This window comes from Micromonospora sp. DH13 (assembly GCF_020873825.1).
Lineage (GTDB): Bacteria > Actinomycetota > Actinomycetes > Mycobacteriales > Micromonosporaceae > Micromonospora > Micromonospora haikouensis.
Window position 1 is genome coordinate 1 of record NZ_JAHWGR010000067.1, and the last position, 12,278, is coordinate 12,278.

7 protein-coding genes and 2 pseudogenes are annotated in these 12,278 nt (G+C 75.4%); 8 read left to right on the plus strand and 1 reads right to left on the minus strand.

Going from position 1 to position 12,278, the window contains the following annotated elements:
• The coding region (locus LPA42_RS32850; protein WP_228987112.1) for a cellulose-binding protein at positions 1 to 1,092 on the plus strand (1,092 nt) is incomplete at its 5' end.
• 122 nt (positions 1,093 to 1,214) lie between these two features.
• On the opposite strand, the pseudogene LPA42_RS32855 reads toward LPA42_RS32850, so the two are convergent.
• A pseudogene (locus LPA42_RS32855) lies at positions 1,215 to 2,387 on the minus strand (ROK family protein); the annotation flags it as partial.
• A gap of 243 nt (positions 2,388 to 2,630) precedes the next feature.
• On the opposite strand from LPA42_RS32855, the gene LPA42_RS32860 reads away from it, so the two are divergent.
• From LPA42_RS32860 to LPA42_RS32890, 7 genes and pseudogenes are all read left to right on the plus strand, one after another.
• Positions 2,631 to 3,785 carry a hypothetical protein gene (locus LPA42_RS32860; protein ID WP_198956569.1) on the plus strand — a complete coding sequence of 385 codons (1,155 nt, stop codon included), beginning with the start codon at positions 2,631 to 2,633 and terminating at the stop codon, positions 3,783 to 3,785.
• Between the two features lie 163 nt (positions 3,786 to 3,948).
• On the plus strand, positions 3,949 to 4,413 hold the full coding sequence (locus tag LPA42_RS32865) for a hypothetical protein (protein WP_077937828.1): 465 nt from the start codon (positions 3,949 to 3,951) through the stop codon (positions 4,411 to 4,413).
• Positions 4,414 to 4,712: 299 nt separating this feature from the next.
• Positions 4,713 to 5,183 (plus strand): annotated as a pseudogene (locus LPA42_RS34765) (M48 family metalloprotease); the annotation flags it as partial.
• Positions 5,184 to 6,117: 934 nt separating this feature from the next.
• Entirely contained in the window at positions 6,118 to 7,851 is a 1,734-nt protein-coding gene (locus LPA42_RS32875) for a DUF6636 domain-containing protein (RefSeq protein ID WP_228987114.1), read from the plus strand.
• Positions 7,852 to 8,215: 364 nt separating this feature from the next.
• Positions 8,216 to 9,322, plus strand: coding sequence for a cellulose binding domain-containing protein (locus tag LPA42_RS32880; protein ID WP_308291167.1), 1,107 nt, complete (start codon positions 8,216 to 8,218; stop codon positions 9,320 to 9,322).
• 171 nt (positions 9,323 to 9,493) lie between these two features.
• Complete coding sequence (locus LPA42_RS32885; RefSeq protein ID WP_228987115.1) at positions 9,494 to 10,768, plus strand: multidrug effflux MFS transporter; 1,275 nt, start codon at positions 9,494 to 9,496, stop codon at positions 10,766 to 10,768.
• An 80-nt stretch (positions 10,769 to 10,848) separates the two neighbouring features.
• Positions 10,849 to 12,213, plus strand: a complete 1,365-nt coding sequence (locus LPA42_RS32890; protein ID WP_077937833.1) for a glycoside hydrolase family 43 protein — start codon at positions 10,849 to 10,851, stop codon at positions 12,211 to 12,213.
• Positions 12,214 to 12,278 lie beyond the last annotated feature (65 nt).

Here is a 12,278-nt window from a genome sequence, read left to right on the forward strand (position 1 = left end):
CCCGCCAGCGGCGCGGTGTACGCCTCGCCGCAGGGCACCGACGGCGCGGCCGGCACCCAGTCCAACCCGACCACGATCACCTCGGCGATCACCCGGGTCGCGGCCGGCGGGACGATCTACCTGCGCGGCGGCACCTACAGCCTCGCCAGGACGGTCACCATCGCGCCGGGCAACAACGGCACCTCCAGCGCCCGCAAGAAGCTGATCGCCTACCCGGGTGAGACGCCGGTGCTGAACTTCTCGGCCATGAGCGAGGACCCGGCGAACCGGGGCCTGGCGCTGAACGGGTCCTACTGGCACGTCCAGGGCCTCGTCGTCGAGCGCGCCGGTGACAACGGCATCTTCGTCGGCGGCAGCAACAACATCATCGAGCGGACGATCACCCGCTTCAACCGCGACAGCGGCCTGCAGATCTCGCGGATCGCCTCCGACACGCCCCGCGACCAGTGGCCGGCCAACAACCTCGTCCTGAGCGCCGAGTCGCACGACAACCGCGACTCCGACGGCGAGGACGCCGACGGGTTCGCGGCCAAGCTGACCGTCGGCAACGGCAACGTCTTCCGCTACGCCGTGTCCCACAACAACATCGACGACGGCTGGGACCTCTACACCAAGAGCGACACGGGGGCGATCGGCCCGGTGACCATCGAGGACTCCCTCGCCTACAACAACGGCACCCTCAGCGACGGCAGCCAGGCGGGCAACGGCGACCGCAACGGCTTCAAGCTCGGCGGCGAGGACATCGCCGTCAACCACACCGTGCGCCGCACCATCGCGTTCCGCAACGGCAAGCACGGCTTCACGTACAACCGCAACCCGGGCTCGATGTCGATCTCGAACAACATCAGCATCGACAACACCGAGCGCAACTTCTCGTTCGACGCGGGCACCTCGGTGTTCCGGAGCAACACCTCGTGCCGCAGCGGCAGCGGGTCCAACGACAAGACCGTCGGCAACGTCGACAGCTCGAACCAGTTCTGGACCGGCTCGAACGGCTCGCGGTGCGCCAACTACTCCGGCGCCCTGAAGTGGTCGTTCGCCTCCGACGGTCGGCTCGTCGTGACCCTCGGCGGCCGTACCGTCACCTTCTGACCGGTCCCGTCGCCCGGTGGGCCGGGTCGGCGCGTCGCCGCACCGACCCGGCCCGCCGCGGCTCGGCCACCCGTGCCCCGGCGCGGTCCGGTCACGGGCGGCGCGGCCGCGCGGGCGAGCGCGCCCAGCGGATCGGTTAGCAGCCGCGCGAAGCCGAGTTCGGCGGCGCCGACGAGGGTGGCGTCGTCGCCGAGGGCCGACGTGCGCAGCCGTACGCGTTCCCGGGCCACCGGCAGCACGTTGCGGGCGATGCGGGCGCGGACCGGCTCCGCCGCGCCCGGATACACGTCGCGCAGCATCCCGCCGAAGATGACCACCCCGGGGTTGAACAGGTTGATCAGGTTCGCCACCCCGATGCCGAGCCAGTCGCCGACGCGGCGCAGCGCCTGCCGGGCCACGGGGTCGCCGCCGTCGGCGTCGGCCACCACGTCGCGCAGGGCGGCGCGGCCGAACAGCCCGGCGGGCCGCCCGGCGGCGTCGAGCAGGGCCCGCTCGCCGACCTCCGCCTCCAGGCACCCACGGGAGCCGCACCCGCACGGCCGCCCGTCGTACGGGTTCACCACCATGTGCCCCAGCTCGCAGCCGTAGCCGCCCTCGCCGTCGAGCAGCTTCCCGCCGACGATGATCCCGCCGCCCACGCCGACGTCGCCGTGCAGGTAGACCAGGTTCCGGAAGCCGACGCCCGCCCCGCGCTGCTGCTCGGCCAGCGCCCCGAGGTGGGCCTCGTTGCCCACCGACACCTTTGGGCCGAACCCGAGCCGGCGGCCGAGCTCGGCGCCGAACGCCTGGTCCACCCAGCCCAGGTCCGGCCCGAACCGGACCATGCCGTCGCCCGGCCGGATCATCCCGCAGTACGACGCGCCGACGCCGACGCACGTCGAGCCCGGCGGCGCCGCCTCCCGCAGTTGCCGACCGAACCGGGCGAGCACCTCGACCACCCGGTCGAGGTCCGGGCCGGCCCGCGGCCGGGCCGCCCGCCGCCGGTCCAGGACGACCCCGCCCAGCCCGATCCGGGCGGCGAACAGCCAGTCCACGGCGACGTCGAACGCCAGCACGTACGCCCGGCTGGGCTCGGGCCGCACCAGCAGCGACGGCCGGCCTGCGCGCCCGGTCTCCGTCGGCGTCTCCTCGCGGACCAGGCCCGCGGCGACGAGTTCGGCCGTCAACGCCCCGATCGTGCTGCGGTTGAGGCCCATCCGTTCGCCCAGCGTCGCCCGGGACACGGGGCCGTCCAGGTGGACGTGGCGCAGCAGGGTGCCGAGGTTGTGTCGGCGGATGTCCTCCTGGCCCACCATGACCTCCGGGTTCGCGGCGTCGCGCAACCCATTATCCCGGCTTCGACCGTTTCGGTGGCACCCTTCCGGCCCGGGGGCCGGCAGGGGCCGTCGGGCACCGGCCGAAGGCCGCCCACGTCGCTGCGCTGTCGCATCTCCCGCCGGCCGGGTATCTCGACGCCATTCTCTGGCTGTTGTGGAGGCGTCTGCCGTGAGGCGGCACCGGGATTCCCCACTGGACGGTGGGGCCGGAATGATGCGGGGGTGACCAACCCCGGATCGATCCGGCACCCTCGGTGGCGGTGGTCGGCGGCAGCAGCCACGGCGATCACGGTCGTCGCCCTCGCCCTCGCCCCCGGCGTCGCGGCGGCGGGGCCCGTCACCGCGCCCGCGCCGCCGGCGGGCCGGCCGGTGTGCGACATCCGCGACGACCGGCTGACCGAGATCTCCGGCCTCGTCGCCACCGACGACGGGTTCGTCGTGGTCAACGACGGCGCCGACGAGGAGTCCCGCCGCCGGATCTTCTTCCTCGACGACCGCTGCCGCGTGGTGCGGACGGTGCGTTACCCCTCGCGGCCCCGCGACACCGAGGACCTGGCCGTGGGCGCGGACGGCACGATCTGGGTCGCCGACACCGGCGACAACGACCGGGCCCGCCGGACGGTCGCCCTGTGGCGGCTGTCGCCCGGCGCGGGCCGCCCGGTGCTGCACCGGCTGACGTACCCGGACGGGGCCCACGACGCGGAGGCCCTCCTGGTCGACGCGGCCGGGCGGCCCGTGATCGTGACGAAACAGGGCGGCAGCGCGGGCCTGTACCGCCCGGCCGCGCCGCTGCGGGCGGGCGGGACGGTGCCGCTGGCCCGGGTCGGGCAGGTGCGGTTGCCGTCCACCACGACCGGCAACCCGTACTCCTTCCTGGGCCGCAGGGTGGTCACCGGCGGGGCGAGCGCGCCCGACGGGCGGCGGGTGGTGCTGCGCACCTACGCCGACGCCTTCGAGTTCGACGTCGCCGACGGCGATCTCGTCGGGGCGCTCACCACCGGCCGGCCGAGGAGCATCGCCCTGCCCGACGAACCGCAGGGCGAGTCGGTCAGCTACAGCCCCGACGGCCGGTCCCTGCTCACGGTCTCGGAGACGGCGAACCAGCCACCCGGCACGCGGCCGCGGATCCTGCGCTACGCCCTGCCCCCCGGCCCGACCCCGTCCGCGCGCCGGACCGAACCGGGGCCGACCGGGCGTGCCGCCGACCGTGGCGCGGCCGACCGGGCCGGCGACCGCGCCGCCGCCGGACCCGGCTCCCGGGACCGGGCCGGGCGCGGCGGCACCGCATCCCTCGTGGTGGGCGGCGTCGCGGTGGCGCTGGCGTTGGTCGCCCTCGCGATGGTCGGCGCGCGGGGCGGCCGTCGCGGCGGACGGTAACCGCCGCCCGCCCGGCCCGCCACCCGACCGGGAGCCGCCGGCCGATCGGCCGTGCCGACGCTCGGCCGATCCGGCGAACGCGCGGGCGGTGTCGGTCAGCCGACACCCCGCCCCGCGCCGCTCTGCCACGCTGCCCCTGACTCCGGATTCAGGGGAGAGCGCGGTGCCGGTCACAGAACAGCGCAAGGTCATCGACATCGCCCGCGACATCGTCGCGGAGGTGGCACCGGACGAGTTGTCGGACTTCGACTTCGTGGCGACCGCCTACCTGCGCGATCCGGCCGCCGCCCGCCGGGCGGGCCGGGCCGGCGCGGAGCCCACCGCCGCCGGCTGGGAGGAGGCGGGCCACGCGGTAGGCGTGCTCGCCGCCGCGGTGGTCGTGGACATCTGCAAGGACCTCGTCGTCACCGGCGCGAAGGCCGCCGGACGCCGCTACCGGGCGGCGGGCTGGTGGCCGTTCCGCGGCCCCGCCGTCGGCGAGGACAGCATGGCCCCGCCGATCCCGCCCGGCCAGGAGGAGCGGATCAGGGCGCTGGCGGCCCGGCGCGCCGCCGACCGGGGCGCGCCCGAGGCCCTCGCCGCCGACCTCGCCGCCGCGCTGGTGCAGCGGTGGAACGCCCGGCCGTAGCGGACCCGGCCACCGACCGGGCACGGCTGAACCCGTTCACCCTCCCGCCCGCGACCACCTCGCTGTTCCTGCTGCTGATGACGCTCACCCTCAGCGCCGCCGCCTACACCTACGACGCCGTGGCCGGCGGCCTGACCGGCTGGGAGAGCAGCTACCGGCGGTGCGTCGTCGCCGCCGACACCGCCGCCGCGACCGGGCCGCCGCAGCGGGTCACCGACGGCTACCTGGCCTGCAACTCGGCGGTCGACGTCCGCCGGGCGGGGGTAGGCCTGGGCGCGGCGGCACTGGTGGCGACCGCGATGTTCGTCGGCTACCGGCGGCACCCGCGTCGGCTGATCCGCCGGCAAGGGCTGCGACCCCTCGACCCGGCCGTCTACCCGGTCGCGGCGCGGGAGATCGCGCGGCTGGTCGACGAGGCGCAGTTGACCCGGCCGCCCCGCTTCGTCGTCAACCCGTACCGCACCGGGCCGGGCGGCCGGGCCTTCGGCTGCCGCCCCCACTACCACGTACGCCTCAACCGGGGACTGCTGCACGACACCAGCGACGACGGCCTGCTGGCGCTGCGGGCGGTGGTCCGGCACGAACTCGCCCACCTGCGCAACCGCGACGTCGACCGCACCGTCCTGGCGCTGCTCAGCGGCTGGGCGTTCGTGCTGGTGGTGGCCGTGCCGCTGCTGGCGTTCGTGGCTGTCCGGACGCCCGCCCTGTTGTGGCCCGTCGGGTGGCGGCTCGCCGTCGCGGTCGCCCTGCTCTGGCTCGTCCGGGCCGCGGTGATCCGCGCCCGGGAACACCACGCCGACGTGCGCGCGTCCGTGGCCGGCCCCGACCGCACCGACCCGCCCTTCCACCCGCAGGCATTCCCGGAGCGGGAGCCGCCGGCGGGCGGGCCGCTGGGGCCGGCGCGGCGCGCCTGGTGGCGGCTGCTGCGGCTGCACCCGACCAACGGGGACCGCGCCGACGTGGTACGCCGGCCCGAGGCGCTGCTGCGCGCCGGGGCCGTCGAGGCGCTGGCGGCCGGCGTCACCGTCGGTGTCTCGCTGCCGTACCTGAGCACCATCACCACCAACCTGCTCGGCGGTGACCGGCTGCACGGCCTGTTGCTGGCCTCGGCGCTGCTCGGCGCGCTGACCGTGACCGTCGTCGGCACCGGCCTGTGGCGGCAGACCCTCGTGTCCCTGGTGACCGGCACGCCGCTGCCCACCGGCGCCCGGCCCGGCCTGGCGTTGGCCGCCGGCATCGCCGGTGGCGAACTCGTCGCCGCGCCGCTGAGCGACGACGCGACCTGGCCGTCGATCCTGCGGCAGTTTCCGGCGCCGGGCGTGTTCGCGCTGGTGCTGCTCGCCCTGGGCTGCCTGCTGTTCGCCCGCTGGTCGGTGGCCTCGGCGGCGGCGTGGCTGCCGTCGGCGGCCGGCCGCACCCTGACCCCGGCCGTACGCGCGGGCCAGGCGCTGGCCGCGCTCGCCTTCGGCGCCGGCCTGACGGCCTGGTCGACGGGGACCTCGGTGGCCGGCACGGGTGCGCTCGTCGCGCTGCCCGTCGGCGTGTTCGGCAGCGCGCTGGACCCGTGGGTGCTGCTGCCGCTGCTCGCGGCTGCGGCATACCCGCTGACGGCCGCGCATCCGGCCCGCGGCGGCGCTGCTGCCGCCCGCGCTGGTCTTCGTCGTCGCGCTGGCCGTCAACGAGGCCAGCTCCGGTCGGCTGCTGGTGGCGGCGGCGACCTGGCTGGGCCGCGAGCTGGACCCGGGCAGCTACCAGCGGGCCCTGCTCAACGTCTACGCGCTGCTCGGCGCGGTCGCGCTCGGGCAACTCGTGGTCGCGTTCGTCGCCGCGGCCCTCGGCGGCCGGTCCGGCGTCGGGCTCGGCCCGGCGCACGCCCTCGTCGCGGCGGTGCTCACCGGCTACGCGCTGGTGTCGGTGCTGCTCACGCTCTCCTTCGTCAAGTTGTGCCTGGGGGCCGGCTGCGGCAGCGTCTACCAGGGCGTGCTCACCATCGGTGGCGCGTACACCCTGGTCGGGGTGTTCGGCCTGGCGGCGGCGGTCGTGGCCGGCACGGTCGTGGCGTCGGTGGGCCGGCTGGTCCGGTGGCGTCGCGCGCGGTGGCCGCAGGGCCATCCGGCCGCGCCCGCCGGTGCCCGCCGGGCCCGGCGCTGGCCCCGCGTCGTCGTGGTCGCCGTGACCGGGCTGGTCGTGCTGGGCTACGTCGGACCGGTCGTCGGGTTGTGGCTGTCCGCGAACGAGTTCATCCCCGGCCGCGGTGGATCATGGGTGCCGGAGCAGGTCGCCGCCGCCGCACCCCCGCCGGCCGCCGGCACCGTGGCCGCGGCCGACGTCTGCCGGTTCGCGCAGTCCGCGGCCGGTCGCCCGCTGCTGGTGGACCAGCAGGCGATCACCAACGTCGAGGTGGGCCGGCGGGCCGCCGGCTCCGACGTGCCGGGGCTGCGGGCCTTCGGTCAGGTGCTCTACGACGGGACCCGGCGCGGCGAGGTGCGCCGCCCGAGCCGGGCCCAGGTGGCTCTCACCACCTACTGCCGGTGGCTGCCCACCGGCGGCCGGCCCGGCCCGGACACCCCGCCGCCGCCGGAGGCCGGCCCGACGGGACCGGTGCCGGCGCCGGCCCGGCTGGCCTTCGGGCAGACGTACGCCTGGCCCGACGGCGTCACGCTCACCCTCGCCGTGCCGCAGCGGGTCCAGCTCCAGGGCACCTGGTACGCGGTGGTGATCGCCAGCCTCGCCAACGGCCGCCGCGGGGCGCTGGACGTCAACGAGTTCTCCTTCCGGGGGCTGGTCGACGACCGGGTGACCCCGGCGATCGTCGTGCCCGACCCGGAGTACCCGGACGCCGGCCCGACGGTGGAGGCGGGGGCGGTGCGGCGGCTCAACTACGCGTTCGCCGTCCCCGCCGACGCGGCGCGGCTGCGCATGGAGGTCTTCCAGCGGGTGCGCGACGCCGAGCGGCCGGCGGTGGTGTTCGACGGGCCGCTGGGCACTTCGCCCAGCCCGACCCCGCAGGTGTCCACGCCCCCGTCGCCCACGCCGTCGGCCCCTTCGCCGACGCCGGCCCCGGCGCGCGAGGTCACCGGCCTCACCGTGTTCGCCACCCCGTCGGGCAACATCACGTGCTACCTCGACGAGGACCCCGAGGCGCCCGGCGGCGCGCAGGCGCGCTGCGACATCCGCGACCGGTCGTGGTCGGCCCCGCGCCGCCCGGCCGACTGCGAGCTCGACTACGGCGACGCCCTGGGCCTGACCCGCGGCGGGCGGGCGGCGTTCCTGTGTGTCGGCGGCGCGGTCGGCGACGCCGACCTGGTGCTGGGGTACGGGCAGGCGCTGCGGACGGGGCGGGTGGTCTGCGCCAGCTCCCGCAGCGGCGTCGACTGCCGCGACGCGGCGACCGGGCACGGGTTCACCCTCTCCCGCGCCCGGTACGCGCTGTTCTGACCGTGCGGCGGGTGCCCCGATCCGGCCCGCAGCGCGCCTGGAAGTATCGCCGAGCGACGATCCATTGTGGGTGTCAGCGGTAACCCGTTATGGTGTCGGCGGCCAGGGTGAAGGGCACGCTCCAGCCACGGGCCGCCGGTCGTCCGCCCGGACGCCGGGGCCGGCGGCGCAGCCGCACGGGCACTGCTGACGGTTGGCCTTCCCATGCCGTACCCGGCAGTTGCGGTGGTGCGCCGACCCGCCGCGCCTCCGTTCGCCCTCGTCCGCCCGTGGGCGGACCTCGACGGGGCCGCCGCCGCGCCCGGATTCCGCACCTCGCCCCGGCGCGTCCCTCGCCCGGGCAACCACCATCGGGAGGATACGCATGACACGAAGAACTCGCCTGTTCGGCGCCGCGGCGGCCGTCATGGCGGTCGTCGCCACCGCCGTCACGTTCGCGATCGCCCCCGCCAACGCCGAGTCCAACGGCGGCGTCCGGGTGATGCCGCTGGGCGACTCGATCACGGACGGCTTCAACGTCCCCGGCGGCTACCGCATCGACCTGTGGCAGAAGTTCGCCGCCGGCGGCTACCGGATCGACTTCGTCGGCTCGATGTTCAACGGGCCGGCCAGCCTCGGCGACCACGACCACGAGGGCCACTCGGGGTGGACCATCTCCCAGGTCGACGCCAACGTCGTCAACTGGCTGCGGGCGACGACGCCCCGCACGGTGCTGCTGCACATCGGCACCAACGACATGTACGGCGACCCGACCGCCGCGGCGTCGCGCCTGTCCACGCTGATCGACCGCATCACCTCGACCGCGCCGACGGCGGACGTCTTCGTCGCGACGATCATCCCGCGGTCCGGCACCGAGAACGCCGTGCGGACGTACAACGCGGCCATCCCGGGCATCGTGCAGGGCAAGGTCAACGCCGGCCGCCGCGTGCACCTCGTGGACATCGGCAGCGCGCTGACCTACGCCGACCTGGCCGACGGCATCCACCCCAACGCGACGGGCTACGGCAAGATGGCCACCGCCTGGTACAACGCGCTGCGGGCGGTGCCGGGAAGCATCGGTGGCACGCCCCCGACGACGACGCCTCCGCCGACCACGCCCCCGCCCACGACGCCCCCGCCCACCACCCCGCCGCCGACCACGCCTCCGGCGTCCGGGGCGTGCCGGGTGGCGTACACGGTCAACGCCTGGAGCACCGGCCTGACCGCGTCCGTCACGATCACCAACACCAGCGCTGCGGCCGTCAACGGCTGGACCCTGGCGTTCACGCTGCCGACCGGGCAGAGCATCACCAGCGGCTGGAACGCCACCTACTCGCCGACCAGCGGCGCGGTGACCGCCCGCAACGTCTCCTACAACGGCAGCCTCGCCCCGAACGGATCGGTGGACATCGGGTTCCAGGCGAACCACACCGGCAACGCCGGCAAACCGTCCTCTTTCACCCTCAACGGCGCGACCTGCTCGACCGTCTGACGCCCGGCGGCCCCCCCGCGCCCGTACCCTTCGTGGGGGGCCCGCCGGCCTGTGACCTGCGTTACCTGTCGCCGGGCGGGGAATCAGATGCCGGGCTCCGGATTTGGAGCCTGTTGTGACCGTTGCATCATTTCCCGCCCGGCCGCGCGCCGGCCGCGCCCGGGCGTCCCGATGAAGGCCGCCACCGTGGCACCGGCAGCCCCGCCGACGCCGGGCGACGCGATGGGTCGCCGGCAGCGCCTGCGGCTCGTCCTCGTGCTCGGCTCGCTGATCGCGGTGGGCCCGCTGACCATCGACATGTACCTGCCGACCTTCCCGGCACTCGTCGCCGACTTCCGGACCACGTCGGCGGCGGTGCAGATGACCCTCACCGGCACCCTCGCCGGCCTCGCCGTCGGCCAGTTGCTGATCGGCCCGCTGTCGGACGCGGTCGGCCGCCGCAAGCCGCTGATCGCCGGCATCGCGCTGCATGTCGTGGCGTCGGCGCTCTGCGTGGTCGCGCCGAACGTCGCCGTCCTCGGCGCGCTGCGGGTGGTGCAGGGCCTAGGCGTCGCGGCGGCCTCGGTGGTCGCGATGGCCGTGGTCCGCGACCTGTTCAGCGGCGCGGCCTTCGCCACGCTGCTGTCCCGGCTGCTGCTGGTCATGGGGGCCGCACCGGTCCTCGCGCCGACCCTCGGCGGCGGGCTGCTGCGCTGGACGGACTGGCGGGGCGTGTTCGTGGCCCTGGCCGTCTTCGGGGCGGTGCTCGTCGTGGTCGCCGTGTTCGGCCTGCGCGAGACGCTGCCGGCCGAGCGGCGGCGGCGCGGCGGCGCGCTCGCCACCCTGGCCCTGTACGGCTCGCTGCTGCGCGACCGCACGTTCGTCGGCCTGGTGCTGGTCGCCGGCCTGGCCATGGCGGCGCTGTTCGCGTACGTGGCCGGGTCGTCGTTCGTCCTGCAGCAGCAGTACGGCCTCGACGAACAGCAGTTCGGGCTGGCCTTCGGGGCGGGCGCGGTGGGGCTGATCGGGGCGACCCAGTTCAACGTGCGGCTGCTGCGTCGCCACTCCCCGCAGCGGATCCTCGTCGCGTCCCTGGGCGCGGGGACCGTGGCCGGGCTGGCGCTGCTCGTCTTCGCCGCGACCGGCCTGGGTGGGCTGCCGACCCTGCTGGCGTCGCTGTGGGCGGTGCTCGCGGCGGCGGGGCTGGCGATGCCGAACGCGCCGGCCCTGGCGCTGTCCCGGCACGGCGAGGCGGCGGGCACGGCGTCGGCCCTGCTCGGCGCGGTGCAGTTCGGCGTCGGCGCGGTGGCCGCGCCCCTGGTGGGGATGCTCGGCACCGGTGCGGTGGCGATGGCCCTGGTGGTGGCGGGCGGGATGGTGGCGGCCATGGCGGTCCTGCTCGTCGTCGTGCGGCCGGCCCGGCTCGCCGGCCTGCCGGCCGACGCGGTGGTCGTGGCGGCGCACTGACCGGCGGCACGCCCTCGTTGTCACCCGGTGAGGCGAGCGTTAACATCGAGTAACTTCGATTGTTGGCGTGGGGGTGGCAGATGGTCCGAACCGTCCGTCGGTCGTGGCGTCGGGCGGCGCTGACGGCCGCGACCGTCCTGGCGTCGCTCGTCGCCGCGCTGCCGTCCGCCGGGGCCGCCCCGGCGTCGGCCGCCGCGCCCCCACCGGGGCAGACCTCCCGCTACACGATGACGGCGTTCACCAACAGCAGCGAATCCAACATGTACGTCTACGAGTCGGCCGACGCCACCGGCTACCGGCTGCTGCGCGGGCCCGCCTACACGCCGCCGACCGGGCTGATCCGCGACCCGAGCATCATCCGGCACACCGACGGGCGCTACTACGTCGTCTACACCACCAACTGGACCGGCAACACCATCGGCTTCGCCACCAGCACCGACCGGGTCAACTGGACGTTCCTGCGCAACCACACCATCCCGATGACGGTGCAGAACACCTGGGCCCCCGAGTGGTTCGTCGACAGCGACGGCAGCGTCAACGTGATCGTCTCGCTCTCCACCAACGGGGCCGACTTCAAGCCGTACCGGCTGCGCGCGACCAACGCCTCGCTCACCGCGTTCGGGGCACCCACGCTCCTTTCCGGGATCGGCCCCAACCACATCGACACGTTCGTGGTGAAGGTCGGCGCGACGTACCACGCCTTCGCCAAGCAGGAGACCACCAAGTACATCGAGCACGCCACGGCGAGCAACCTGAACGGCCCCTACACCTTCGTCGGCACCGGCGACTGGGCCGGCTGGGGCGGCCCACGCGAGGGCCAGGCGCTGGTGCCGCTCGACAACGGGGGCTGGCGCATCTACTTCGACGGGTACACGGTCGGCAAGTACTTCTTCAGCGACAGCTCCGACGGGCTGCGCACCTGGACCCCGCCGGTCGAGCTGCCCGGGCTGTCCGGCTTCGCCCGGCACTTCACGGTGCTCCGCGAGACGGTTTCCGGCGGCGTCACGCTGCCCACCGGCACCCGGTCGTTGCAGTCGGTCAACTTCCCCGACCGGTACGTGGCCCGCCGCGCCGACAACCTCGGCTACCTCGACCCGGTCTCCACGGCCAGCCCGGCGCAGGCCCGCCAGGACGCCACCCTCACCGTCGTCGCCGGGCTCGCCGACGCCAACTGCTCCTCGCTGCGCACCGCCGACGGCAGGTACCTGCGGCACTACGACTACCGGATCCGGGCCGACGCCAACGACGGCAGCGCGATCTTCGGGCGGGACGCCACGTTCTGCGCCCGGCCCGGCTCGGTCACCGGTGCGGTCTCGCTGGAGTCCTACAACTACCCCGGCCGGTACCTGCGGCACTACGACTACGCGCTGCGGATCGACCTGTACCAGGACACCGCCGTCTTCCGGGCGGACAGCTCCTTCCGCCCGGTGGCCCCGCTGGCCTGAGCGCCCGGCCCCACCGGGGTGGGCGAGGCCGGGACGCCGTCGCGGCGTGGGGCAGGACGCCCCAC